A 24898-nucleotide genomic window follows, 5' to 3' on the forward strand; every position below is an offset into this window, starting at 1 on the left:
CACGAACGAGTGGTCTTCTTCACCCCTCACCAGCCTCCGGTGCCACGTACAGCTATCGAGCCACTACCGTTGGTGAACATGAAAATTGCTTTCGTCGGGAAGGGCGGCAGCGGCAAGACCACCCTGTCCTCCCTGTTCGTCCGCCATCTCGCCGCCACCGGCGCACCCGTCGTCGCGATCGACGCCGACATCAATCAGCACCTGGGGGCCGCACTGGGCCTCGACGAGGCGGAGGCGGCCGCGCTGCCCGCGATGGGCGAGCACCTTCCGCTGATCAAGGAGTACCTGCGCGGCTCGAACCCGCGCCTCCCCTCCGCCGACACGATGATCAAGACGACACCGCCCGGCGAGGGCTCGCGCCTGCTGCGGGTGCGTGAGGACAACCCGGTCTACGACGCCTGCGCCCGGCCGGTGGAACTCGACGGCGGGGCCGTCCGTTTGATGGTCACCGGTCCTTTCACGGACGCCGACCTGGGAGTCGCCTGCTACCACTCCAAGACCGGAGCGGTGGAGCTGTGCCTGAACCACCTCGTCGACGGCCGTGACGAGTACGTAGTGGTGGACATGACCGCCGGCTCGGACTCGTTCGCCTCCGGCATGTTCACCCGCTTCGACATCACGTTCCTCGTCGCCGAGCCGACCCGGAAGGGGGTCTCCGTCTACCGCCAGTACAAGGAGTACGCCCGCGACTTCGGCGTCACCCTGAGGGTCGTCGGCAACAAGGTCCAGGGCCAGGACGACCTCGACTTCCTGCGGGACGAGGTCGGGGAGGACCTGCTGGTCACCGTCGGGCACTCGGACTGGGTGCGCGCCATGGAGAAGGGCCGCCCACCCCGGTTCGAGCTCCTGGAGGAGGCCAACGGCCGGGCGCTGCGCGCGCTGCACAAGGCCGTCGACGCGGCCTACGAGCGGCGGGACTGGGCGCGCTATACCGAGCAGATGGTCCACTTCCACCTGAGGAACGCCCGCAGTTGGGGCAACGAGCGCACCGGGGAGGACCTGGCGGCGCAGGTCGACCCCGACTTCGTGCTCGGCGAGGAGGTCACCGCACCCGCGTGACCTTCCACGTGAGACCTCCTCGCGCGACCGCACTCGTCGCCCCGGGCGGGCGGCGCTACTGCTTGGCGGCCGGGGCCCCGGGCACACCCTTCGGCGCCGGTGCGGGCGCCGCCGACAGGAAGGACGCCCAGCCCTTCTCGGGGGCTTCCCCGACGCCGAGGGTGCGCAGCTTCTTCAGGACCTTCGGGTCCTGGGCGTCGAGCCAGTCCGCGAGTTGCCGGAAGGAGACGCAGCGCACTTCCTCCTTGGTGCACACCGTCTCCACGACCTCCTCGACGGCGCGCATGTAGGTGCCGCCGTTCCAGGACTCGAAGTGGTTGCCGATGACGAGAGGCGCCCGGTTGCCGTCGTAGGCCCGCTCGAAGCCCCTGAGGAGGCTGTCCCGCATCTGGTCACCCCAGCCCTCGCGCTTGGCGGGGTCCCCCTGGGTGGCGGTGCCCGACTGGTTGACCATGTAGTTGTAGTCCATGGTCAGTTGCTCGTAGGAGTGGCCGGGGAACGGCACGAGCTGCATCGACAGGTCCCACAGGCCCTCCTTCTTCGACGGCCAGACCTGGTTGTTCACGCCGCTGCTGTCGTAGCGGAAGCCCATCTGGCTCGCGGCCTTCGTGAAGTTCTTCTGACCCTCCAGGCACGGGGTGCGGGCGCCGATCAGCTCCTTGTCGTAGTCGAAGGGGAGCGGCGCCGCGTTCTTCGTCCCGGTGTTGGTCTTCCAGGTCTTCACGAACTGCTTGGCCTGCGTGATCTCCTCCTTCCACTCCTCGACGGACCACTCGCCGACACCGCCGCCGGCGGCGCAGAAGTGGCCGTTGAAGTGGGTGCCGATCTCGTTGCCCTCCTGCCAGGCCAGCCGCAGTTGCTTGACGGTGTCGGTGATGCCCTGCTCGTCGTTGAAGCCGATGTCCGAGCGGCCCGGGGAGTGCTGCGGAGGGCTGTACAGGTCCCGCTTCTCCGTCGGCAGCATGTACACGCCGCTCAGGAAATACGTCATCGTGGCGTTGTTCTCCTTGGCCACTTCGCGGAAGTGGGAGAACAGTTTCTGGCTGTCCTCGCCCGCGCCGTCCCACGAGAACACCACGAACTGCGGAGGCTTCTGGCCGGGCTTGAGGCGTTCGGGCCGGGGCAGGTGCGGCTGGGCCCCGGTGTACGCGGTGGAACCGTCGCCGATGAGCCGCACGGCGTTCTTGGGCGCCGGTGCCGCTTTCCCCTTCTCCTTCTCCGAACCTTGCGTCCCTTCGGAGCCGTTGCCGCTGTCGATCGCGCAACCGGCGAGCGACGCGGCGCAGACCGCGGCGACCACGGCGCGCGCGGCCATCCTGTGGGAAGCCATCCTGCGGGTGGCGGCCATGTCCGCCCACCTTCTTCCTTCTCTCGGGCCAACGCCGACGAGGCGATGTCGGGTGCTGAGCCGGGCCGTGCCGTCAGCGCCGTCAAGGTGACACGGAAATGAGAAGGAATTAGTACGACAAGCCGATGAAATAACTGATTCACCCGAATACGCGGGGCACTACTCCATTCGCGGTAAAAAACTATGCCTCTTCTTTACTCTGAATTACTCTCTATTTACTCGCTGTAATCGAACGAGCTCAGGAGTCGGACACATGTCAGCCTGCGTCCCCGCCCGCGCCGACTCGGCCCGGACCGAACACGTTCACCCACCCCACAGCCCTCCGCCCGGCGGCTCCCGGCGCTTCCGCGTCGCGGGCGCCGACGTCTCGGCCGCGGTCGCGGTCTTCCTCATCGCTCTCCCCCTCTCCCTGGGCATCGCCCTCGCCACCGGCGCCCCTCTCCAGGCGGGCCTCGTCGCCGCCGCGGTGGGCGGGATCGTCGCCGGGCGGATCGGCGGCTGCCCGCTCCAGGTCAGCGGCCCGGCAGCCGGACTCACCGTGGTCACCGCCGACCTCATCCAGCGCTACGGATGGCGTACGACCTGCGCCATCACCGTGCTCGCCGGGCTCGCCCAACTGGGCCTCGGCTGCCTGCGCGTGGCGCGCTCGGCGCTCGCCGTGAGCCCCGCGATCGTGCACGGCATGCTGGCCGGCATCGGCGTCACCATCGCCGTCGCGCAGCTGCACATCGTCCTCGGCGGCACCCCGCAGAGCTCCGTCCCCGACAACCTGGTCGCGCTGCCCGCCCAGCTGGCCGACCTGCACCCCGCCGACCTGGCCGTGAGCGTGCTGACCCTGTCCCTGCTGCTGCTCTGGCCCCGCATCCCCGGCCGCGCCGGACAGCTACTGGGCAAGCTCCCCGCCGCGCTGATCGCCGTCGCCGGGGCCACCGCGGTCGCCGCCCTCGCCGGGCTGAGCCTGCCCAAGGTCGACCTGCCGTCCTGGAGCAGCCACGCCCTGGCCACGCTGCCCGACGGTCCCGTGCTCGGCCTCGTCGCCGCCGTCCTCACCACCACGCTGGTGTGCAGTGTGCAGTCCCTGCTCGGCGCGGTCGCCGTGGACAAACTGGTGGCCGCCCGGCCCGTGTCGACCGGTCACGTCAAGCGCTCCGACCTCGACCGCGAACTGCTCGGGCAAGGCGCCGCCAACATCGTCTCCGGGTCGCTCGGAGGGCTGCCCATCGCCGGTGTGGCCGTGCGCAGTTCGGCGAACGTGGCGGCGGGTGCCGTCAGCCGGAACTCCACGATGCTGCACGGCGTTCTCGTAGTGGTCGCCACACTGCTGATGGTCCCGGCCCTGGAGCTCATCCCGCTCGCCTCGCTCGCCTCCCTGGTCATGGCCGTCGGCCTCAAGATGGTCTCGCTCAACCACATCCGCACGGTGACCCGCCACCGTGAGGTGCTGGTCTACGCGGTCACCACCAGCGGCGTGGTGTTCCTCGGCGTCCTGGAGGGCGTCGCGCTGGGCATCGCCGTCGCCGTCGGGGTGGCCCTGCACCGGCTCACCCGCACCCGGATCACCCACGACGACGCGCAGGGAGTCCATCACGTCCACGTGCGCGGCCAGTTGACGTTTCTCGCCGTGCCGCGGCTCAGCCGCGTCCTGCACCAGGTGCCGCACGGAGCGGACGCGGTGGTGGAGCTGGACGGGTCGTTCATGGACCACGCGGCCTACGAGGCGCTGCAGGACTGGCAGAAGACGCACACCGCGCAGGGAGGCGCCGTCGACATCACCGGCCGTCGGCCCGGCACCCGCATCTCCGAACCGGCCGAGGCCGACGGCTGCCGCTGCCGCCCCTGGACCCCGTGGCGCAACCACCAGTGCGAACGACCGCCGTCGGCACCGTCGCCCGGCACGGACCGGCAGGCCGCCACCGACAGACCCCGCGGCGGGCCCCCGGCCGGCACCCCCGGCGCGGCGACCGGAGCGACGCCAGGAGCCGCCGGTCAGGCCCCCGGCCCTGCCACCGGACCGGACGCACCCGGCACGCCCGACGGCTCAACCGTCCCCACCACGTCCACCGGACCCACCGCGTCCGTCGGTCCCACCCGCTCCACGAGACCCGCCAAAGGCGAACTCGCCCGTGGCATCAGCGCGTTCCACCGCAACACCGCCCCGCTGATGCGCCACGAGCTGGCCCGGCTGGCGCGGGAAGGGCAGCAGCCCTCCCAGCTGTTCCTGACGTGCGCCGACTCCCGGGTCGTCACGTCGATGATCACCTCGAGTGGTCCCGGCGACCTCTTCGTGGTGCGCAACGTCGGCAACCTCGTGCCGCTGCCCGGCGAGGAGAGCGGTGACGACTCGGTGGCCGCCGCGATCGAGTACGCCGTGGACGTGCTGAAGGTGCGGTCCGTCACCGTGTGCGGGCACTCCGGGTGCGGAGCCATGCAGGCGCTGCTCGGCGCCGATCCCGGGGGTGCGCGCACACCCCTCCAGCGGTGGCTGCGGCACGGCCTCCCGAGTCTGGAGCACGTGTCCGCGAGCGAAGACGCGAGCGAGGACGCCGCCGGGGGCGGGACCGGCCGTCCTCGGCCGCCCCGGCTGGCCGGACGCGAGCCCGCCGACGCCGCCGAGCGGCTGTGCCTGGCCAACGTCGTCCAGCAGCTGGAGCACCTGCGCGCCCACGAGTCGGTGGCCCGGGCCCTGGGCGCCGGAGACCTGGAGCTGCACGGCATGTACTTCCACGTCGGCGAGGCCCAGTCGTACCTGCTGTCCGAGGACGAGGAAGGCGGCGTGTTCCAGCTCGTGCTGGAGACGGACCTGACCGCCTGACCCCCCGAGCGTCCGGGCGGTCCCGGAAGAGCCGAGGCGCGGGCCGGTGTGAGCGGCGTTACACGCACTGAACCCCGCGCCGTCGGCGTCCGTGGGTACGGATGACCACTGACCGCGAAGGACACGCGAGGTCACAGGAAGGGCATGCGGCACGGAGGACCGCCGGACAGGTCTAAACCATTTGCCCGTCGACCCTTGTCATCGGCCCCCCGGGTCTGATGAGCTGTGGCCTGGGACACAACGGACAACCCTGAGAAAGGGAGATGTCGTGAGCAACGAATCCTTGGCCAACCTGCTCAAGGAAGAACGCAGGTTCGCGCCCCCCGCCGACCTGGCCGCGAACGCCAACGTCACGGCAGAGGCGTACGAACAGGCCAAGGCTGACAGGCTCGGCTTCTGGGCCGAGCAGGCCCGCAGGCTGACCTGGGCGAAGGAACCGACCGAGACGCTCGACTGGTCGAACCCGCCGTTCGCCAAGTGGTTCGCGGACGGCACGCTGAACGTCGCCTACAACTGCGTGGACCGGCACGTGGAGGCAGGCAACGGCGACCGCGTCGCCATCCACTTCGAGGGCGAGTCCGGCGACAGCCGCGCCCTCACCTACGCGCAGCTCAAGGACGAGGTCTCCAAGGCCGCCAACGCCCTGCTGGAGCTGGGTGTGCAGAAGGGCGACCGGGTCGCGATCTACATGCCGATGATTCCCGAGACCGCGATCGCGATGCTGGCCTGCGCCCGCGTCGGCGCCGCGCACTCGGTGGTCTTCGGCGGCTTCTCCTCGGACGCGCTGGCCACCCGCATCCAGGACGCCGACGCCCGCGTCGTCATCACCGCCGACGGCGGATACCGGCGCGGCAAGCCGTCCGCGCTCAAGCCCGCCGTCGACGAGGCCGTCGAGCGCGCCGGGATCGTCGAGCACGTGCTCGTCGTCCGCCGCACCGGCCAGGACGTCGACTGGGACGCCTCCCGCGACAAGTGGTGGCACGAGACCGTCGACGGCCAGTCCGCCGAGCACACGCCCGAGGCGTTCGACGCGGAGCACCCGCTGTTCATCCTGTACACGTCCGGTACGACGGGTAAGCCCAAGGGCATCCTGCACACCTCCGGCGGCTACCTGACGCAGGCGGCGTACACGCACTGGGCCGTCTTCGACCTCAAGCCGGAGACCGACGTCTTCTGGTGCACCGCCGACGTCGGCTGGGTCACCGGACACTCGTACATCGTCTACGGCCCGCTCGCCAACGGCGCGACGCAGGTCATGTACGAGGGCACGCCGGACACCCCGCACCAGGGCCGGTTCTGGGAGATCGTCCAGAAGTACAAGGTCTCCATCCTCTACACCGCGCCCACCGCGATCCGGACGTTCATGAAGTGGGGCGACGACATCCCCGCGAAGTTCGACCTGTCGTCCCTGCGGGTCCTCGGTTCGGTCGGCGAGCCGATCAACCCCGAGGCGTGGGTGTGGTACCGCAAGAACATCGGCGCGGACGCGACCCCGGTCGTGGACACCTGGTGGCAGACCGAGACCGGCGCAATGATGATCACGCCGTTGCCGGGCGTCACCGAGGCCAAGCCGGGCTCCGCCCAGCGCGCGCTCCCCGGCATCTCCGCGACCGTCGTCGACGACGAGGCCAACGAGGTGCCGAACGGCGGCGGCGGGTACTTGGTCCTCACCGAGCCGTGGCCGTCGATGCTGCGCACCATCTGGGGCGACGACCAGCGGTTCATCGACACGTACTGGTCGCGTTTCGAGGGCAAGTACTTCGCGGGCGACGGCGCCAAGAAGGACGACGACGGCGACATCTGGCTCCTCGGCCGCGTCGACGACGTGATGCTCGTCTCCGGCCACAACATCTCCACCACCGAGGTCGAGTCGGCCCTCGTCTCGCACCCGTCGGTCGCCGAGGCGGCCGTGGTCGGCGCGGCGGACGAGACCACCGGCCAGGCCATCGTGGCCTTCGTGATCCTGCGCGGCGCGGCGGCGGAGAGCGAGGACCTGGTCACCGAGCTGCGCAACCACGTCGGTGCCACGCTCGGCCCGATCGCCAAGCCCAAGCGGATCCTGCCGGTGGCGGAGCTGCCGAAGACCCGCTCCGGCAAGATCATGCGCCGCCTGCTGCGCGACGTCGCGGAGAACCGCCAGCTCGGAGACGTCACGACCCTGACGGACTCGACGGTCATGGACCTCATCCAGTCGAAACTCCCGGCTGCCTCCAGCGAGGACTGAGCCACGCACACCGAGGGCACCCGGCACCGCGCACGTGCCGGGTGCCCTCGCCCTGTGGGAGCACCGGGGCCCGGGTAAGCTGGGGAGGACGTAAGTGACTCATCAAGATCCTCATGGTGCGCCGGGAAGTCTGGTCGGCACGTGTTTTGTGCTGCCCACCGACCGGAGGTTCTCCTCGTGACCGCGCCCCGCACTCCCCGCAAGGCCTTCGGACGGCTGTCCCTGCCGGAGCGCACCTACCTCACGGACGCGCTGCGCACCGAGACCGTCGGTGGCGTCCTGCTGCTCGTCGCCGCGATCGCCGCCCTGGTCTGGGCAAACGTACCGGCGCTGCGCGACAGCTACGAGAGCGTCAGCCACTTCCACTTCGGGCCCGAGGCCCTCGGCCTGAACCTCTCGGTGGCGCACTGGGCCGCCGACGGACTCCTCGCCGTCTTCTTCTTCGTCGCCGGCATCGAGCTCAAACGCGAACTGGTCGCCGGTGACCTCAAGGACCCCAAGGCCGCCGCGCTCCCGGTGGTGGCGGCGCTGTGCGGCATGGTCGTACCGGCGGTCGTCTACACCGTCACCAACACCGCCGGCGGCGGCTCGCTGGCGGGCTGGGCCGTGCCGACCGCCACCGACATCGCCTTCGCGCTCGCCGTGCTCGCCGTCATCGGCACCTCGCTGCCGAGCGCCCTGCGCGCCTTCCTGCTGACGCTCGCCGTCGTCGACGACCTGTTCGCGATCCTGATCATCGCGGTCTTCTTCACCGACACCCTGAACTTCGCCGCGCTGGCCGGCGCGGTCGTCGGCCTGGTCGTCTTCTGGCTGCTGCTGCGCAAGGGGGTGCGCGGCTGGTACGTGTACGTCCCGCTCGGCCTGGTGATCTGGGGCCTGATGTACAACAGCGGCATCCACGCCACCATCGCCGGCGTCGCGATGGGCCTGATGCTGCGCTGCCACCGGCATGAGGGCGAGCAGCACTCCCCCGGCGAGCACATCGAGCACCTGGTCCGCCCGCTGTCGGCGGGGCTGGCCGTTCCGCTGTTCGCCCTGTTCAGCGCGGGTGTGGCCGTCTCCGGCGGGGCACTGGCCGACGTGTTCACCCAGCCGGAGACCCTCGGTGTAGTGCTCGGCCTCGTCGTCGGCAAGACGCTGGGCATCTTCGGCGGCACCTGGCTGACCTCGCGCTTCACCAGGGCGTCGCTCAGTGACGACCTGGAATGGGCCGACGTGTTCGCGGTGGCGACCCTGGCCGGCATCGGCTTCACCGTCTCGCTGCTCATCGACGAGCTGGCCTTCTCGGGCGACCAGGAGCTGACCGACCAGGTCAAGGCGGCCGTCCTCACCGGCTCGCTCATCGCGGCGGCCCTGGCGACGGTGCTGCTGAAGATACGGAACGCGAAGTACCGGGGGATGGTCGCCGAGGAGGAGCGCGACGACGACCTCAGCGGCGTACCGGACGTCTACGAGGAGGACGACCCCGCGTACCACCTGCGCGTGGCCGCCGTCTACGAGAAGAAGGCCGCCGAGCACCGCCGGATCGCCCAGGAGATGGAGTCGGCGCGGCTTGCCGAAGTCGCGGGCGGGGCAGGCGATGAGGGCGAGGGTCCGGCATGATCTGACGAGACGGTACAAAAGACGGGACCGTCAGTAGTCGGAGCTGACACGGGCAGGCCGGAGCAGGGCTGCCCGGGGACGCCCCGACGCCCATGGAACCGTACGCAGATGAGCCAGCAGAAGAGGGAGACCGCGATGAGCGCACCCGACGGCAGCCCGGTCGGCACCGAACGCAGCATCGGCCAGCTGTTCGCCTCGGCGACCACCGAAATGTCGGCGCTCGTGCACGACGAGATCGCACTGGCGAAGGCGCAGCTGAGGCAGGACGTGAAGCGCGGGGCGACCAGCGGTGGCGCGTTCTCCGCCGCGGGTCTGCTCCTGGTGTTCTCGCTGCCGATGCTGAGCTTCGCGCTGGCCTACGGCATCCGGACCTGGAGCCATTGGAACCTCGCGGTCTGCTTTCTGCTGTCCTTCGCGGCCAACGTCCTGATCGCGGGCCTCCTCGCGCTGATCGGCGTCGTCTTCGCCAAGAAGGCCAAGAAGGGCCGAGGTCCGCAGAAGGTCGCCGCCTCGATGAAGCAGTCGGCGGGCGTGCTGCAGAACGCCAAGCCGCACCCGCGTCCGGAACTCCCCGCGGACCGGTCCCCCGAAGCGATCGAGGCTGTGGCACGCTCGACCTCATGACGGGCTCCACCACCCCTTCGGGGCAATCCTCCTCGGCGCAGCACCCCACGTCGGTCGTACGGCTCGGTATCCCGGGCGGACGCGAGGTGACCCACCGGGACGTCGCGGCCAACGGTGCCCGGTTCCACATCGCCGAGCTGGGCGACGGGCCGCTGGTGCTGCTGCTGCACGGTTTCCCGCAGTTCTGGTGGACCTGGCGGCACCAGCTGGTGGCACTCGCCGACGCCGGTTTCCGCGCGGTCGCCATGGACCTGCGCGGCGTCGGCGGCAGCGACCGCACCCCGCGCGGTTACGACCCGGCGGGTCTCGCCCTCGACATCACCGGCGTGGTCCGCTCACTCGGCGAGCCGGACGCCGCGCTGGTCGGTCACGACCTCGGCGGCTACCTGGCGTGGACGGCCGCCGCGATGCGGCCCAAGCTGGTGCGGCGGCTCGCGGTGTCCTCGATGCCGCACCCCCGGCGCTGGCGCTCGGCCATGCTCGGGGACGTGCGCCAGAGCCGGGCGGGCTCCTACATCTGGGGTTTCCAGCGCCCCTGGGTGCCGGAGCGTCAACTGACCGCGGACGACGGCGCCCTGGTCGGCCGGCTGCTGCACGACTGGTCCGGGCCGCGGCTGCTGGACGACGAGGCGGTGGCGGCGTACCGCCGTGCCATGTGCATCCCGTCCACGGCGCACTGCTCGGTCGAGCCGTACCGCTGGCTGGTGCGGTCGCTGGCCCGACCGGACGGCATCCAGTTCTACCGCCGGATGAAGCGGCCGGTACGGGTGCCGACACTGCATCTGCACGGCTCGCTGGACCCGGTGATGCGCACGCGGAGCGCCGCCGGATCGGGCCAGTACGTCGAAGCGCCCTACCGCTGGCGGCTGTTCGACGGGCTCGGGCACTTCCCGCACGAAGAGGATCCGGTCGCCTTCTCCACCGAACTGATCAACTGGCTGAAGGATCCCGAACCCGATCGATGACGGAACCGCTGCCGAACGGTCACCGAACGGACGCGCCCGGTATCCGAACCGGAACGCCTGTCCTATGAACGGCCACTTGCCCGGCGCATAGGCCAATTGGGGGCCCGGGGAGAGGTTATCGACCTTGGGGCGGGGGCAGACGTCCCGGTATGGGCTGGACGCACGACTACAGTGACGTAGCACGCGACGGCCGCTCCACGAGCGGCGTGAGCAGTACCCACCGACGCGGCAGCACCCCGCAACTCGCGGGTGCGGACCTGCGGGTGGGCATCCCGCGCATCCTGCGCCGCCGGGCCCGCTGGGTCTCCGTCCGCCTGCGCCATCCGCGGACCTGACACATCCGGGCCTGACGCACCCGGAGCTGACGCATCCGGCCGGACAAACCCCGGACCCGTGCCGGGACACCTCGGTGCCCGGTACGCCTGCCTCGGCGCTCCCGCGCGCTTGCTGCCCGGCCGGGCTAGAGCGCGCAGCTGTCGCTGTCCACCTGCTGGGTGGCGGTGCGGCCCTTGCCGATGTCCTCGCGGATCTCGTCCGCGGTGAGCGCGTACCCGGTGTCGGGGTCGTCCAGGGACTTGGCGAAGACCACGCCGTACACCTCGCCCCGCGGGGTCAGCAGCGGGCCACCGGAGTTGCCCTGACGGACGGTCGCGTACAGCGAGTAGACGTCCCGGCGGACGGTGTCGCGGTGGTAGATGTCCGGCCCGTTGGCGGTGATGCGCCCGCGCACGCGTGCGGCGCGGACGTCGTACGCCCCGTTCTCCGGGAAGCCCGCGACGATCGCGCCGTCGTCGCCCTGCGCGTCCTCGTCCTCGCCGGTGAACCGCAGCGCGGGCGCTTCGAGTTCGGGCACGTCCAGTACGGCGATGTCGCGCCGCCAGTCGTAGAGGACGACCGTCGCGTCGTACTTCCGGCCCTCGCCGCCTATCTGCACGGTGGGTTCGTCGACGCCGCCCACCACGTGGGCGTTGGTCATGACGCGGCGGTCGGCGAAGACGAAGCCGGTGCCTTCGAGGACCTTGCCGCAGTCGGGAGCGGTGCCCATGACCTTGACGATGGAGCGCTTGGCGCGGACCGCGACCGGGCTGTTCGCCAGCGCCGGGTCGGGCGGCTGGGTGTTGGGGATCGACTCGTTGGCGAACGGGCTGAAGACCTGTGGGAAGCCGTTCTTGTCGAGGACCGAGGTGAAGCTGTCGAACCAGTTGTCGGCGCCTGCGGGCAGCACCTCCTGCACTCCCGCGAGCACCGTGGACTGGCGCACCTCCTTGCCGACCGTCGGCATCGTGGTCCGCGCGAGGGCGGAGCCGAGCAGCCAGGCGACCAGGAGCATGGCGACGACGTTGACCAGGGCGCCGCCGGTGGCATCCAGGGCGCGGGCCGGGGACCACGTGATGTAGCGGCGCAGCTTGTTGCCCAGATGGGTCGTCAGGGCCTGGCCCACGGAGGCGCACACGATGACGACGACGACCGCGACGACGGCGGCGGTGGTGCTCACCTCCCCGTTGTCCGTCAGCGCGTCCCAGACCACCGGCAGCAGGTAGACGGCGACGAGACCGCCGCCGAGGAAGCCGATGACCGACAGGATGCCGACGACGAAGCCCTGCCGGAAGCCGACGATCGCGAACCAGACGGCGGCCAGCAGCAACAGGATGTCCAGCACGTTCACTGATTCAGGCCTCGCCTTGTCGTCTGCGGTACGCAGGCCACCCTGTCATGCGTGCCAGTCCAGCGGGACCTGCTTGTCCCGGTCCCAGGGCCGCTCCCAGCCGGCGAAGTGCAGCAACCGGTCGATGAGGCCGGCGGTGAAGCCCCACACGAGCGCCGATTCGACCAGAAATGCCGGGCCCCGGTGACCTCTGGGGTGGACGGCCGTCACCCGGTTGGCGGGATCCGTGAGATCCGCCACGGGGACCGTGAAGACGCGCGCGGTCTCGGCCGGGTCGACGACACCGACCGGGCTGGGCTCGCGCCACCAGCCCAGCACCGGGGTGACGACGAAGCCGCTCACCGGGATGTAGAGCTTGGGCAGCACGCCGAAGAGCTGGACGCCGGCCGGGTCGAGCCCGGTCTCCTCCTCGGCCTCGCGCAGGGCGGCCCGCAGCGGTCCGTCACCGCGCGGATCCCCGTCCTCGGGGTCGAGGGCGCCGCCGGGGAAGGCGGGCTGGCCGGGGTGGGAACGCAGGGAACCGGCCCGCTCCATCAGCAGCAGCTCGGGCCCGCGCCCGCCCGCCCTGCCGTCCTCGCCCGCACGCGAGCCGTCGCCGAAGAGGATCAGGACGGCGGACTGGCGGCCGGCGCCGTCGGCGGGCGGCAGGAACCGGCTCAGCTGGGTCGGCCGGACCGTCTCGACGGCCCGCACCACCGGGTCCAGCCAGTCCGGCAGCCCCTCCTTGCCGAGGATCGCCCCCCGAGCGTGATCCCGCGTGGGGTCATGCGTGTCGCTCACTCGTGTCATCTCCACCCCCGCCCTGCAGAGTCCAACGCCCGGTACCCCCGAGATCGTTCCGTCACCCGGCCCCCAGCGGCGGCGCCGGCTTCCCGCCCGCGTCCAGGTACGCCTGCGGGGGCTTCAGCCGCTGCCCCGGGAAGCCGCCCTTCTCGTACTTGAGCAGCTTCTTCGCCTTCTCCGGGTCCGTCTCGCCCTCGCCGTACGCCGGGCACAGCGGGGCGATGGGGCAGGCACCGCAGGCGGGCTTGCGGGCGTGGCAGATGCGGCGGCCGTGCCAGATCACGTGGTGGGAGAGGTCGGTCCAGTCGCTCTTCGGGAAGAGCGCGCCGACGGCGGCCTCGATCTTGTCGGGGTCGGTCTCCGCGGTCCACCGCCAGCGGCGCACCAGGCGCTGGAAGTGCGTGTCCACGGTGATGCCGGGGCGGCCGAACGCGTTGCCCAGCACGACGAACGCGGTCTTGCGGCCCACGCCGGGCAGCTTGACGAGGTCTTCGAGGCGTCCGGGGACCTCGCCGCCGAAGTCCTCCACCAGCGCCTTGGACAGCCCTATGACGGACTTGGTCTTGGCCCGGAAGAAGCCGGTCGGGCGCAGGATCTCCTCGACCTCCTCGGGAACGGCGGCGGCCAGGTCCTCGGGGGTGGGGTACTTGGCGAAGAGCGCGGGCGTCGTCTGGTTGACCCTCAGGTCGGTGGTCTGGGCGGACAGCACCGTGGCCACGACCAGCTGGAACGGGTTCTCGAAGTCCAGCTCCGGGTGGGCGTACGGATAGACCTCGGCCAGCTCGCGGTCGATACGGCGGGCGCGCCGGACCAGTGCGGTGCGGGACTCGCCGCCCGGCGGCTCGGCGACGACGGTCTTCGCCGGGGCGACGCCCTTGACGGCGGCCGCGGCCTTCTTCGGGGCGACGGCGGGCTTCTTGGCGGGCGCCTGCCGCTTGACGAGGGGCGCGGTCTTCTCGGCTGCGGTCTTCTTGACTGCCGTCTTCTTTGCTGCGGTCTTCTTGACTGCCGTCTTCTCGGCTGCCGTCTTCTTTGCTGCGGTCTTCTTCGGGGCCGTCTTCCTCGCGGCGGCCGTCTTGGCGGCAGTCTTCTTCGCGGCGGCCGTCTTCGCGCCCGCCGTGCTCTTCTCACCCGCGGCCTTCTTCTTGCTCGCGGCGGTCTTCTTGCCCACGGCCGTCTTCTTGCTCGCCGGGGTCTTCTCGACCGAGTCCGTCTGCTCGCTCGCGGCGCTCTTCTTCACGGCACCCTTCTCCGCACTCACCCTCTTGGCAGGTGCTGACCTCTTTGACGCGTTTGCCGGTTTCCTACCGCCATCGGGAGCCCGTTCGCCCACAGCGGAATCACGACGTACACCCACCCGCGCACCCCCCAGGCCTGTGCTCTCACCGGCGATTTGGACACCCGGCCAGCCTACGACCCGGTACCGTCATCCGCCCCGGACCTCGGAGATCGGCGTCCAATTGGACCCCTGCCGCGTACCCCGGGACATCAGTGCGGCATCCTTGTGACAGATCACACTGTTTGGACTGTCCGGCAAAATGGGCACCACGGACCCCTGGTACACCGGGGGAACAAGATCCTCTGAGCCGGTCGACAAGGAGAGAACTCGTGGACGACGTTCTGCGGCGCAACCCGCTCTTCGCGGCGCTCGACGACGAGCAATCCGCGGAGCTCCGCGCCTCCATGAGTGAGGTGACCCTCGCCCGCGGCGACACCCTGTTCCACGAGGGCGACCCCGGAGACCGCCTCTACGTGGTCACGGAAGGCAAGGTCAAGCTCCACCGCACGTCCCCGGACGGGCGCGAGAACATGCTGGCCGTCGTCGGTCCCAGCGAGCTGATCGGCGAGCTGTCGCTCTTCGACCCGGGCCCGCGCACGGCGACCGGCACGGCGCTGACCGAGGTCAAGCTGCTCGCCCTCGGTCACGGTGACCTCCAGCCCTGGCTGAACGTCCGCCCCGAGGTGGCCACCGCGCTGCTGCGCGCCGTCGCCCGTCGCCTGCGCAAGACCAACGACGCCATGTCGGACCTGGTCTTCTCGGACGTGCCCGGCCGTGTCGCCCGCGCCCTGCTCGACCTCTCGCGCCGCTTCGGCGTGCAGTCGGAGGAGGGCATCCACGTGGTGCACGACCTGACGCAGGAGGAGCTGGCCCAGCTGGTCGGCGCGTCCCGCGAGACGGTCAACAAGGCGCTGGCCGACTTCGCCCAGCGCGGCTGGCTCCGCCTGGAGGCCCGCGCGGTGATCCTGCTGGACGTCGAGCGGCTGGCCAAGCGCTCCCGCTGACCCCGTCTCCGGGCCCCCGGCCCCGGGCCCCGGGGTCCTAGTCGGACAGCTGGATCAGCCCGTGCTCGCCGAGGTACTCCAGCTGCGCCCGCACCGACAGCTCCGCCGCGGGCCACAGGGAGCGGTCGACGTCCGCGTACACGTGGGCGACGACCTCGCCGGGCGTGCGGTACCCGTCCTCCACCGCCGTCTCGACCTGGGCGAGGCGGTGGGCGCGATGGGCGAGGTAGTACTCCACGACGCCCTGGGCGTCCTCCAGGACGGGTCCGTGCCCCGGCAGCACCGTGTGCACCCCGTCGTCGGCCGTGAGCGACCTGAGCCTGCGCAGCGAGTCCAGGTAGTCGCCTAGGCGGCCGTCGGGGTGGGCCACCACCGTCGTGCCGCGCCCCAGGACGGTGTCGCCCGTCAGGACCGCCCGGTCGGCCGGGAGATGGAAGCACAGCGAGTCGGCCGTGTGCCCCGGGGTCGGTACGACCCTCAGCTCCAGCCCGCCCACGCCGATCGCGTCCCCCGCGGCCAGCCCCTCGTCGCCCAGCCGCAGCGCCGGGTCAAGTGCCCGCACGTTCGTGCGCGTCAGCTCGGCGAAGCGCGCGGCTCCCTCCGCGTGGTCCGGGTGACCGTGCGTCAGGAGGGTCAGCGCGACCCGCTTGCCGGCCCGCTCGGCCGTGTCGACGACGCGCCGCAGGTGGGCGTCGTCCAGCGGGCCCGGGTCGACGACGACGGCCAGGTCGGAGTCGGGTTCGGCGAGGATCCAGGTGTTCGTGCCGTCCAGGGTCATCGCCGAGGCGTTGGGGGCGAGGACGTTCACCGCGCGCGCGGTGGCCGGGCCCGACAGGACACCGCCGCGCGGCTGTCCGGGCAGTGCTGCTGCGTCCGTCATGCGGGGGCTCCCCCGGTCGGGTCGGAAGGCGTCGCCGGCGCCGGGTGCGCGGACGTGGGCGTGTCCGTGCTCGGCACGTGCTTCGTGAACTCGTCGTGTCCCGGCCAGGACAGGACGACCTCGTCGCCCGAGAGCCGCGCACGGGCCAGCACGGGCGTCATGTCGCGGCCGGGGGCCGACGCCAGCGCCTCGGCCGCCGTACCGCACTCCGCCAGGCCGCGCAGGGTCGCGACGGTGGGCGGCATCATCAGCAGCTCACCCTTGTCGTACCCGGCGGTCGCGTCCGCCGGCGTGATCCACACCGTGCGGTCGGCCTCCGTGGAGGCGTTGCGGGTGCGCTGCCCCTCGGGGAGGGCGGCCACGAAGAACCACGTGTCGTAGCGCCGGGACTCGAACTCCGGCGTGATCCAGCGCGCCCAGGCGCCGAGCAGGTCGGAGCGCAGGACGAGGCCCCTGCGGTCCAGGAACTCCGCGAAGGACAGTTCGCGCTCGACCAGGGCGGCCCGGTCGGCCTCCCAGTCGGCGCCGGTGGTGTCGCCGACCACCGAGTCGCCGGTCGGGCCCGCGAGCAGGACGCCGGCCTCCTCGTAGGTCTCCCGTACGGCCGCGCAGACGATCGCCTGGGCGCCCGCCTCGTCGACGCCGAGCCGCTCGGCCCACCACGCGCGCGTGGGGCCCGCCCAGCCCACGGCGCGGTCGTCGTCGCGCGGGTCGACCCCGCCGCCCGGGTAGGCGTACGCGCCACCGGCGAACGCCATGGAGGTGCGGCGGCGCAGCATGTGCACGACGGGGCCGGAATCGGTGTCCTTGAGGAGCATGACGGTGGCCGCGCGCTTCGGGGTGACCGGGGTGAGGGTGCCGGCCGCCAGCGCGCGGATGCGTTCCGGCCACTCCGGGGGGTACCACTGACCATTCGCCATGGCCGGAGGCTATCCGGTGACGGGCGGATGTTCGAGTGGCCCCCGGGGCCCCGGGGCCGTCAGGAGGGCAGGCCGGTCAGCCACTCGGTGAGCAGCCGGTTCGTCTCCTCGGGGCGCTCCTGCTGGAGCCAGTGGCCGCAGCCGTCGAGGACGTGCGAGGCGCTCAGGCCGGGCAGGGTCTTCGGGAACGCCTCGATCGCGTCGGACAGCCAGGTGGTGGAGGCGTCCAGGCCGCCGCCGAGGAACAGGGACGGCTGGGTGATCGGGGCACCCTCGTGCGCGGCCAGGTCGGCCCAGTCGCGGTCCATGCAGCGGTAGCGGTTGAGGGCGCCGGTCGTACCGGTGCGCTCGAACTCCCCGGCGTAGACGTCCAGCACCTCCTCGGTCAGCCAGGAGGGCAGCCGGCCGGGGTCCGGGAACCGGTCGCGCATCCTGCCGCCGGGGGCGACGAAGTGCGGGTCGGGCTCCTGGGGGCCGGGCATGGTGCCGGCGGACAGGGCGGCGTAGAGACCGGCGAGCCAGCCGCGTACGTCGGGCTCGATCTCCGCCTCGGCGCGGCCGGGCTCCTGGAAGTAGGAGACGTAGAACTCCTGCCCCGCGAAGGGGCCGGCCGGATCGCTCATGGCGGCGAAGGCCTCGCTGGGCCTCGGGCCGCCCGGCGGGGTGTACGGCACGCTCAGCAGGCCGACCGCGCGGAACACGTCGGGCCGCAGCAGGGCGGAGTGCGCGGCGATGTTCGCACCCCAGTCGTGGCCGACGACCACGGCCGTCCGCTCCCCCAGGGCCTCCACCACGGCGACGGCGTCCGCCACCAGGTCGAGCATCCGGTACGCGTCGACGGCGTCCGGCCGTGAGGAGCGCCCGTAGCCGCGCACGTCGACGGCGGCGGCGCGGAACCCGGCGGCGGCCAGCGCGGGCAGCTGGTGCCGCCAGGAGTACCAGGACTCGGGGAAGCCGTGCACGAGCAGGACCAGCGGCCCGCTGCCCTGCTCCACCAGGTGGATCCGCCCTGCGGGCGACGGCACCAGCCGGTGCACGGGCCGGCCGGGCCGGCCGGAGGACTGCCCGGGCCGGTGGGGCGGCTGGTCGGGCCGGTGGGGCGGCTGGTCGGGCCGGTGGGGCGGCTGGTCGGTCACGGACGGCTGCGGCTGCGGCTGCGGCACGGCTCCTCCTGGCGCGTAGGTCCACGGGGTCGGTACGGCCCCCGGACGGGCCGGGACCGCCGGCCGGGGCCGGTTCCCGCGCCCGTACGGGGCACCTGCACCGCATCCTGCGGGGCCGCGGCCCCGGGAGCGAGGTTTGTTGCCGGCCCGGCAACGCACCCGGCCCGCGCCGGCCGAGGTCACGGCCAGCCGAGGTCACGGCCAGCCGAGGTCACGGCCAGCCGAGGTCACGGCCAGCCGAGGTCACGGCCAGCCGAGGTCACGGCCGGCCGGGGGCACACCCGGTCGCGGCTACGGCTGGACGAGCTCCACCTGGATCTCGACCTCCACCGGCGCGTCCAGCGGGAGGACCGCCACGCCGACCGCGCTGCGGGCGTGCACGCCCTTGTCGCCGAGGACCTCGCCGAGGAGTTCGCTGGCGCCGTTGACCACACCGGGCTGGCCGGTGAAGTCGCTCGCGGAGGCGACGAAGCCGACCACCTTGACGACCCGCGCGACCCGGTCGAGGTCGCCGGCGACGGACTTCACGGCGGCGAGCGCGTTCAGCGCGCAGGTGCGGGCCAGCTCCTTGGCCTCGTCCGGGGTGACCTCCGCGCCGACCTTGCCGGTCACCGGGAGCTTGCCCCCCAGCATCGGCAGCTGGCCCGAGGTGTAGACGTACGGGCCGGACTGCACGGCCGGCTGGTAGGCGGCCAGCGGCGGGACGACCTCGGGCAGTGTCAGGCCCAGCTCGGCGAGCTTCGCCTCCACCGCGCTCATGCCTGCTTCTCCCGCTTCAGGTAGGCGACGAGCTGCTCGGGGTTGTTCGGCCCGGGCACGACCTGGACGAGCTCCCAGCCGTCCTCGCCCCAGGTGTCCAGAATCTGCTTCGTGGCATGGACGAGCAGCGGCACGGTTGCGTATTCCCACTTGGTCATGCGGCCGACTCTAGCCGTTGCCCGACACGCCTTCGCGGGCCGACCGGGGCGACCTTGTCCACAGCCTCCCGCGTACTCGGCGCGCGAACTGGTTACGCTCGAATACGTGAGCAGGCTCCAGGTCGTCAGTGGCAAGGGCGGTACCGGCAAGACCACGGTGGCCGCGTCCCTCGCGCTGGCCCTGGCCACCGAGGGGAAGCGCGCGCTTCTCGTCGAGGTCGAGGGTCGCCAGGGCATCGCGCAGCTCTTCGAAACGGAGGCGCTGCCTTATGAGGAGCGGAAGATCGCCGTCGCTCCCGGGGGCGGGGAGGTGTACGCCCTCGCCATCGACGCCGAACTGGCCCTTCTGGACTACCTCCAGATGTTCTACAAGCTGGGCAGTGCCGGACGGGCCCTGAAGAAGCTCGGCGCGATAGATTTCGCGACCACCATCGCGCCGGGGGTCAGGGACGTCCTGCTGACCGGCAAGGCGTGCGAGGCGGTCCGGCGCAAGGACAAGCAGGGACGATTCGTCTACGACTACGTCGTCATGGACGCCCCGCCGACCGGCCGCATCACGCGCTTCCTCAACGTGAACGACGAGGTGGCCGGCCTGGCGAAGGTCGGCCCCATACACAATCAGGCGCAGGCCGTCATGCGGGTGCTGAAGTCGCGGGAGACCGCCGTGCACCTGGTGACGCTGCTGGAGGAGATGCCGGTCCAGGAGACCGTGGACGGCATCGCCGAGCTGCGCACGGCGCGTCTCCCGGTGGGGCGGGTCGTGGTCAACATGGTCCGGCCCCAGGTCCTGGACGCCACCGGCCTGGAGTCCGTCCGGGACACCCCGCGTACGGCGCTGGCCCGGTCCCTGTCCGGGGCGGGGCTCGGCGGCGCGCGGCGGGGCGGGCACGCCGAGCGGCTCGTCGACCCGCTCCTCGCACAGGCCGGGGAGTACGCCGAGCGGTACGCGCTGGAGCAGGAGCAGCGGGCGGTCCTCGGCGAGCTGGGCCTGCCGACGCTGGAACTGCCGCTGCTCGCGGAGGGCATGGACCTGGCGGGCCTGTACGAGCTGGCCACCGAGCTGCGGAAGCAGGGGATCGCATGAGTCCACAGGACCCGGCCCGCCACCAGGAGAGCGCGCGGCGCCTGACCCACGCGCGCGTGCTCGACGTGGACCGTCTGCTGGAGAACCCGCGGACCCGCATCGTGGTCTGCTGCGGTTCGGGCGGCGTCGGCAAGACGACCACGGCGGCGGCCCTGGGCCTGCGCGCGGCCGAGCGCGGCCGCAAGGTGGTCGTCCTCACCATCGACCCGGCCCGGCGGCTCGCGCAGTCCATGGGCATCGACTCGCTGGACAACACCCCGCGCCGGGTGAAGGGCGTCGACGACGCGGCGGGTGGTGAGCTGCACGCGATGATGCTCGACATGAAGCGGACCTTCGACGAGGTCGTCGAGTCCCACGCGGACCCCGAGCGGGCCGCGGCGATCCTGGGCAACCCGTTCTACCAGTCGCTCTCGGCGGGCTTCGCGGGCACGCAGGAGTACATGGCGATGGAGAAGCTGGGGCAGTTGCGGGCGAAGGACGAGTGGGACCTCATCGTCGTCGACACCCCGCCGTCCCGCTCGGCGCTGGACTTCCTGGACGCCCCCAAGCGACTCGGTTCGTTCCTCGACGGGAAGCTGATCCGTCTCCTGCTGGCCCCGGCCAAGGTCGGCGGCCGGGCGGGCATGAAGTTCCTGAACGTCGGCATGTCGATGATGACCGGCGTCCTGGGGAAGGTGCTGGGCGGGCCGTTCCTCAAGGACGTGCAGACCTTCGTCGCCGCGATGGACTCGATGTTCGGTGGTTTCCGTACCCGCGCGGACGCGACGTACAAGCTGCTCCAGGCGCCCGGCACGGCGTTCCTGGTGGTCGCGGCCCCGGAGCGGGACGCACTGCGCGAGGCCGCGTACTTCGTTGAGCGGCTGGCGGCGGAGGACATGCCGCTCGCCGGTCTGGTGCTCAACCGGGTCCACGGCAGCGGCGCCGACGGGCTGTCGGCCGAGCGGGCGCTCGCCGCCGCGGAAAATCTTGAGGACGCCCGCATTGTGGATCAGGGCGACGGGAAAGCTGGACTTCGTACCTCCCCCGGCAACTCTCCCGATGCACACGGCAGTTCAGGATCAGCCGGCTCAGTACCCGACGACTCGGCCTCCGGCACCTCTCCCGAGGCTCCCGGCACCTCCGCCGAGGCTCCCGGCACCTCCGCCGAGGCCCCCGGCACCTCTCCGGAGGCCACCGGCACCTCCGCCGGGGCCCCCGACACACCGGAGCGGTCCGTCGACGCGCTCACCGCGGGCCTGCTGCGGCTGCACGCGGAACGCATGCACCTGCTCGCGCGGGAGCAGCGCACGCGTGACCGCTTCACCGCGCGTCATCCCGAGGTCGCGGTCACCGAGGTGGCCGCGCTGCCCGGCGACGTGCACGACCTCGCGGGGCTGCGGGACATCGGGGAGCGTCTGGCGACCGGCCGGCCCGAGCTTTCCGAGCCGGACGCCTGATCCGTCCCTGCCGAGCCCTGTCGGGGCTCAGACCACGGCCGCGAAGTTCTCGTACACCTCGTCGTCCTCGAGGGGCACGATGCCGGCCCCCCGCTCGTACTCCGTCCGCGCCGTCTCGAGCAGGCGGCGCCAGGAGGTCACGGTGGGCCGCCTGCGCAGCAACGCGCGGCGCTCCCGCTCCGTCATGCCTCCCCACACGCCGAACTCGACGCGGTTGTCGAGCGCGTCGGCCAGGCACTCGGTCCGCACCGGACATCCGGTGCACACCGCCTTGGCCCTGTTCTGCGCTGCTCCCTGAACGAACAGTTCGTCCGGATCGGTAGTGCGGCAGGCGGCCTGCGCACTCCAGTCGGTTACCCAGCCCATACCGGCGCCGTCCTCTCCCGAATCGAGGCTCCCCCACGGCGGCAGCGGCATATTCACCGCCGCCAGTTGAGGACGTTACGGAAGGTGGGCACAGCGCAACACCCCCTTCGGGCCCAATCTTGAATGGCCCGAACGGACTATGGGTAAGCGGCAGATCACCCGGGGGAGTGAGCTGGCGACATGCGCGACGATCCCGACATTCAGGTCATCTCTGGTACGTCACAACGGACACCGATTGACACACAAGGCGGATTCGGACACGCACCCCACACGCCGTGGCACGCGCCGGCACACACCAACACGCCCCTCAGCGGGGCCCCTCGGAAAAAATTCGAGCGGATCCGGAACGATTCGGGGTCTCCGGACGTATTGATACGTGGCCTCATCGCTGTGACAGTTGAGTGCAGCTTAGGCCAAGGCATATACGCGTGTCCGGCGAATGAGAACGTAGGCTGCCTCCATGCCAAAGAAGCGCTCGGGCGGTGGTCTGTCGCCAACGCAGCAGGCCGCCAAGTTCCTCGGTGTCAGTGTGCTCGCGGGAGCAGTGCTGGCCGGCATCGCGTTGCCCGCCGTGGGCGCGCTGGGGCTGGCGGCCAAGGGGTCGGTGGAGGGCTTCGACGCCCTCCCGACCAACCTGAAGACTCCCCCGCTGAGCCAGCGCACCAACATCCTCGACGCCGAGGGCGGCACCATCGCCACGGTCTACTCGCGCGACCGGACCGTGGTCGACCTCAAGGACATCTCGCCGTACATGCAGAAGGCGATCGTCGCGATCGAGGACTCCCGCTTCTACGAGCACGGCGCGATCGACCTCAAGGGCGTCCTGCGCGCCCTGAACAAGAACGCGCGCAGCGGCGGGGTCTCCGAGGGCGCCTCCACGCTCACGCAGCAGTACGTCAAGAACGTCTTCGTGGAGGAGGCCGGCGACGACCCGACGAAGGTCGCCCAGGCCACCCAGCAGACGATCGGCCGCAAGATCCAGGAGCTGAAGCTCGCGATCCAGGTCGAGGAGGAGCTGGGCAAGAAGAAGATCCTCGAGAACTACCTGAACATCACCTTCTTCGGCCAGCAGGCCTACGGTGTCGAGGCGGCCTCCCAGCGCTACTTCTCCAAGCACGCCAAGGACCTGACCGTGCAGGAGGCCGCCCTCCTGGCCGGCATCGTCCAGTCGCCCAGCCGGTACGACCCGGTCAACGACGAGGCCGAGGCCACCAAGCGGCGCAACGTCGTGCTGAACCGCATGGCCCAGGTCGGCGACATCTCCACCGCCGAGGCGGAGAAGGCGAAGAAGGCACCGCTCGGGCTGAAGGTCAGCAAGCCGAAGAACGGCTGCATCACGGCCGTGGACGGCGCGAGCTTCTTCTGCGACTACGTGCGCGAGGTGTTCCTGAGCGAACCGGTCTTCGGCAAGACCCGCAAGGACCGGGCCAAGGTCTGGAACCAGGGCGGACTGACCATCCGCACGACGCTCGACCCGCAGGCGCAGGAGTCGGTCCAGCAGTCGCTCAAGGACCACGTCAACAAGTCGGACTCGGTCGCCGCGGCGAGCACGCTGGTCGAACCGGGCACCGGCAAGGTCCTCGCGATGGGCCAGACGAAGCCCTACGGCTACGGCAAGAACGAGACCGAGATCAACTACTCGGTCGACCACGCCGCGGGCGGCTCCAACTACGGCTTCCCGACCGGTTCCACGTTCAAGCCCTTCGTCGCGGCGGCCGCGCTCGAGGAGGGTCGCCCGCCCACGCAGGAGTACTCGTCCCCGTACGAGATGCCCTACCCCGAGCCCGTGCAGACGTGCAGTGGGAAGCCCTGGCTCAACACGGCCGGCGAGAAGGTCCCCAACGAGAGCGAGTCGGAGGTCGGGCCGTACAGGCTGAAGAAGGCGATGGCCCTCTCGGTCAACACCTACTTCGTCCAGATGGTGTCCGACATCGGGCTGTGCCCGGTGATGAAGATGACGGACGCCCTGCACGTCGTGCAGGGCAGCGGCGAGAAGCTCCCGGAGGTCCCGGCCATCTCCCTCGGGTCCAAGGGCGTGTCCCCGCTGACGATGGCGAGCGCGTACGCCGCTTTCGCCTCCCGGGGCATGTACTGCACGCCGATCGTGATCGAGTCGATCGCCCAGAAGATCGGCAACAAGCAGCAGTCGCTCGACGTCCCGAAGTCGACGTGCTCGCGCGCGATGAGTGAGAAGACCGCGGACACGGTCAGCACCCTGCTGCAGGGTGTGGTCGACTCCGGCACGGGCAAGGCGGCCGGGCTCACGGACCGTGACAACGCGGGCAAGACGGGTACGACCGACGAGCGCAAGAACGCCTGGTTCGTCGGCTACACGCCGAACCTGTCCGGTGCCGTCTGGGTGGGCAGCGCCTCGCAGCAGGTCCAGATGAAGAACATCACGATCGGCGGGCAGTACCACGAGCTGGTCTTCGGTGGCGCGGTCCCGGGTCCCATCTGGAAGGACGCCATGACCGGCGCCCTGGCGGGCAAGGACTCCCCCTCGTTCAACCTCGTCGACATCCCGGACGAGGACAAGAACAAGGACAAGGACAAGAACAAGGACCGCGACAAGGAGAAGCCCGACGACGGGAACAACGGCGACGACGGGAACAACGGCGGCGACGACGGCTTCATCGGCGGTCTGACCGACGGCGGCAACGGCAACGGCGGCTCGGACGGCGGCTTCCCGGGCAATCTGATCCAGGGCCCGGGCAACGGGCCGGGCGGGCGGCACTGACCGCCCCAACCGGCACCGGCACGGCCAGG

General features: G+C 71.2%; 21 protein-coding genes. 11 read left to right on the forward strand and 10 right to left on the reverse strand.

Features of this window, described 5'->3' with window-relative positions:
• Positions 1 to 78 precede the first annotated feature (78 nt).
• Complete coding sequence (locus tag EV562_RS22305; protein WP_166661947.1) at positions 79 to 1059, forward strand: ATP-binding protein; 981 nt, start codon at positions 79 to 81, stop codon at positions 1057 to 1059.
• 55 nt (positions 1060 to 1114) lie between these two features.
• On the opposite strand, the gene EV562_RS22310 is transcribed toward EV562_RS22305, so the two are convergent.
• Positions 1115 to 2407 carry a hypothetical protein gene (locus EV562_RS22310; RefSeq protein WP_133888614.1) on the reverse strand — a complete coding sequence of 431 codons (1293 nt, stop codon included), beginning with the start codon at positions 2405 to 2407 and terminating at the stop codon, positions 1115 to 1117.
• A gap of 253 nt (positions 2408 to 2660) precedes the next feature.
• On the opposite strand from EV562_RS22310, the gene EV562_RS22315 reads away from it, so the two are divergent.
• The 6 genes from EV562_RS22315 (at position 2661) to EV562_RS22340 (ending at position 10969) form a co-directional block, all read left to right on the forward strand.
• Entirely contained in the window at positions 2661 to 5219 is a 2559-nt protein-coding gene (locus EV562_RS22315) for a SulP family inorganic anion transporter (RefSeq protein ID WP_133888615.1), read from the forward strand.
• Between the two features lie 268 nt (positions 5220 to 5487).
• Positions 5488 to 7443 carry an acetate--CoA ligase gene (acs, locus tag EV562_RS22320; RefSeq protein ID WP_133888616.1) on the forward strand — a complete coding sequence of 652 codons (1956 nt, stop codon included), beginning with the start codon at positions 5488 to 5490 and terminating at the stop codon, positions 7441 to 7443.
• 177 nt (positions 7444 to 7620) lie between these two features.
• Complete coding sequence (gene nhaA / locus EV562_RS22325; protein WP_133888617.1) at positions 7621 to 9045, forward strand: Na+/H+ antiporter NhaA; 1425 nt, start codon at positions 7621 to 7623, stop codon at positions 9043 to 9045.
• A 135-nt stretch (positions 9046 to 9180) separates the two neighbouring features.
• On the forward strand, positions 9181 to 9669 hold the full coding sequence (locus tag EV562_RS22330; protein ID WP_133888847.1) for a phage holin family protein: 489 nt from the start codon (positions 9181 to 9183) through the stop codon (positions 9667 to 9669).
• The gene (locus EV562_RS22335; protein ID WP_133888618.1) at positions 9666 to 10634 is read left to right on the forward strand and encodes an alpha/beta hydrolase; all 969 of its coding nucleotides are present in this window, start codon (positions 9666 to 9668) and stop codon (positions 10632 to 10634) included. The genes EV562_RS22330 and EV562_RS22335 overlap by 4 nt, the downstream gene beginning before the upstream one ends.
• 149 nt (positions 10635 to 10783) lie before the next feature.
• A complete protein-coding gene (locus tag EV562_RS22340; protein WP_123625497.1) occupies positions 10784 to 10969 on the forward strand; it encodes a hypothetical protein in 186 nt (61 codons plus the stop codon).
• 125 nt (positions 10970 to 11094) lie between these two features.
• Here EV562_RS22340 and EV562_RS22345 read toward each other — a convergent pair whose 3' ends face one another.
• From EV562_RS22345 to nth, 3 genes are read right to left on the reverse strand one after another with little or no spacing between them, the layout of a single operon-like run.
• Complete coding sequence (locus tag EV562_RS22345; RefSeq protein WP_133888619.1) at positions 11095 to 12300, reverse strand: MarP family serine protease; 1206 nt, start codon at positions 12298 to 12300, stop codon at positions 11095 to 11097.
• 45 nt (positions 12301 to 12345) lie between these two features.
• On the reverse strand, positions 12346 to 13089 hold the full coding sequence (locus tag EV562_RS22350; protein ID WP_133888620.1) for a CoA pyrophosphatase: 744 nt from the start codon (positions 13087 to 13089) through the stop codon (positions 12346 to 12348).
• Positions 13090 to 13141: 52 nt separating this feature from the next.
• On the reverse strand, positions 13142 to 14254 hold the full coding sequence (gene nth / locus EV562_RS22355) for an endonuclease III (protein WP_166661961.1): 1113 nt from the start codon (positions 14252 to 14254) through the stop codon (positions 13142 to 13144).
• 437 nt (positions 14255 to 14691) lie between these two features.
• Here nth and EV562_RS22365 point away from each other — a divergent pair, with 437 nt between their 5' ends.
• Positions 14692 to 15366: a Crp/Fnr family transcriptional regulator gene (locus EV562_RS22365; RefSeq protein ID WP_003975365.1), complete on the forward strand. Its 675-nt coding sequence runs from the start codon at positions 14692 to 14694 to the stop codon at positions 15364 to 15366.
• Between the two features lie 37 nt (positions 15367 to 15403).
• On the opposite strand, the gene EV562_RS22370 is transcribed toward EV562_RS22365, so the two are convergent.
• The 5 genes from EV562_RS22370 to EV562_RS22390 all read right to left on the reverse strand — a co-directional run bounded on the left by EV562_RS22370 (position 15404) and on the right by EV562_RS22390 (position 19246).
• Positions 15404 to 16246 carry an MBL fold metallo-hydrolase gene (locus tag EV562_RS22370; protein ID WP_133888621.1) on the reverse strand — a complete coding sequence of 281 codons (843 nt, stop codon included), beginning with the start codon at positions 16244 to 16246 and terminating at the stop codon, positions 15404 to 15406.
• Entirely contained in the window at positions 16243 to 17166 is a 924-nt protein-coding gene (locus EV562_RS22375; protein WP_133888622.1) for an NUDIX hydrolase, read from the reverse strand. Before EV562_RS22375 ends, EV562_RS22370 begins: the two co-directional genes overlap by 4 nt.
• A 59-nt stretch (positions 17167 to 17225) precedes the next feature.
• Complete coding sequence (locus EV562_RS22380) at positions 17226 to 18203, reverse strand: alpha/beta hydrolase (protein ID WP_133888849.1); 978 nt, start codon at positions 18201 to 18203, stop codon at positions 17226 to 17228.
• Between the two features lie 417 nt (positions 18204 to 18620).
• A complete protein-coding gene (locus EV562_RS22385) occupies positions 18621 to 19088 on the reverse strand; it encodes a RidA family protein (RefSeq protein WP_133888623.1) in 468 nt (155 codons plus the stop codon).
• A complete protein-coding gene (locus EV562_RS22390; protein WP_003975360.1) occupies positions 19085 to 19246 on the reverse strand; it encodes a DUF4177 domain-containing protein in 162 nt (53 codons plus the stop codon). Before EV562_RS22390 ends, EV562_RS22385 begins: the two co-directional genes overlap by 4 nt.
• 106 nt (positions 19247 to 19352) lie before the next feature.
• On the opposite strand from EV562_RS22390, the gene EV562_RS22395 reads away from it, so the two are divergent.
• Both EV562_RS22395 and EV562_RS22400 read left to right on the forward strand, forming a co-directional pair.
• Positions 19353 to 20330, forward strand: coding sequence for an ArsA-related P-loop ATPase (locus EV562_RS22395; RefSeq protein WP_133888624.1), 978 nt, complete (start codon positions 19353 to 19355; stop codon positions 20328 to 20330).
• Positions 20327 to 21766, forward strand: coding sequence for an ArsA family ATPase (locus EV562_RS22400; RefSeq protein WP_133888625.1), 1440 nt, complete (start codon positions 20327 to 20329; stop codon positions 21764 to 21766). Before EV562_RS22395 ends, EV562_RS22400 begins: the two co-directional genes overlap by 4 nt.
• Before the next feature lie 27 nt (positions 21767 to 21793).
• On the opposite strand, the gene wblA is transcribed toward EV562_RS22400, so the two are convergent.
• Positions 21794 to 22132 (reverse strand): transcriptional regulator WblA, encoded by a 339-nt coding sequence (gene wblA, locus EV562_RS22405; protein WP_208298399.1) that lies wholly within the window; start codon positions 22130 to 22132, stop codon positions 21794 to 21796.
• 460 nt (positions 22133 to 22592) lie between these two features.
• Here wblA and EV562_RS22415 point away from each other — a divergent pair, with 460 nt between their 5' ends.
• Positions 22593 to 24869, forward strand: coding sequence for a transglycosylase domain-containing protein (locus EV562_RS22415; RefSeq protein ID WP_133888626.1), 2277 nt, complete (start codon positions 22593 to 22595; stop codon positions 24867 to 24869).
• Positions 24870 to 24898 lie beyond the last annotated feature (29 nt).

Source organism: Streptomyces sp. BK208 (assembly GCF_004364245.1).
Lineage (GTDB): Bacteria > Actinomycetota > Actinomycetes > Streptomycetales > Streptomycetaceae > Streptomyces.

Excerpts from the sequence above, each read along its gene's own strand:
- EV562_RS22335 (WP_133888618.1), top strand. The coding sequence starts at position 9,666 with ATGACGGGCTCCACCACCCCTTCGGGGCAATCCTCCTCGGCGCAGCAC.
- EV562_RS22350 (WP_133888620.1), bottom strand. The coding sequence starts at position 13,089 with ATGACACGAGTGAGCGACACGCATGACCCCACGCGGGATCACGCTCGG.
- EV562_RS22400 (WP_133888625.1), top strand. The coding sequence starts at position 20,327 with ATGAGTCCACAGGACCCGGCCCGCCACCAGGAGAGCGCGCGGCGCCTG.
- EV562_RS22330 (WP_133888847.1), top strand. The coding sequence starts at position 9,181 with ATGAGCGCACCCGACGGCAGCCCGGTCGGCACCGAACGCAGCATCGGC.
- EV562_RS22415 (WP_133888626.1), top strand. The coding sequence starts at position 22,593 with ATGCCAAAGAAGCGCTCGGGCGGTGGTCTGTCGCCAACGCAGCAGGCC.
- EV562_RS22305 (WP_166661947.1), top strand. The coding sequence starts at position 79 with ATGAAAATTGCTTTCGTCGGGAAGGGCGGCAGCGGCAAGACCACCCTG.
- EV562_RS22340 (WP_123625497.1), top strand. The coding sequence starts at position 10,784 with ATGGGCTGGACGCACGACTACAGTGACGTAGCACGCGACGGCCGCTCC.
- EV562_RS22390 (WP_003975360.1), bottom strand. The coding sequence starts at position 19,246 with ATGACCAAGTGGGAATACGCAACCGTGCCGCTGCTCGTCCATGCCACG.
- EV562_RS22310 (WP_133888614.1), bottom strand. The coding sequence starts at position 2,407 with ATGGCCGCCACCCGCAGGATGGCTTCCCACAGGATGGCCGCGCGCGCC.
- wblA (WP_208298399.1), bottom strand. The coding sequence starts at position 22,132 with ATGGGCTGGGTAACCGACTGGAGTGCGCAGGCCGCCTGCCGCACTACC.
- EV562_RS22315 (WP_133888615.1), top strand. The coding sequence starts at position 2,661 with ATGTCAGCCTGCGTCCCCGCCCGCGCCGACTCGGCCCGGACCGAACAC.
- EV562_RS22370 (WP_133888621.1), bottom strand. The coding sequence starts at position 16,246 with ATGACGGACGCAGCAGCACTGCCCGGACAGCCGCGCGGCGGTGTCCTG.
- EV562_RS22385 (WP_133888623.1), bottom strand. The coding sequence starts at position 19,088 with ATGAGCGCGGTGGAGGCGAAGCTCGCCGAGCTGGGCCTGACACTGCCC.
- EV562_RS22375 (WP_133888622.1), bottom strand. The coding sequence starts at position 17,166 with ATGGCGAATGGTCAGTGGTACCCCCCGGAGTGGCCGGAACGCATCCGC.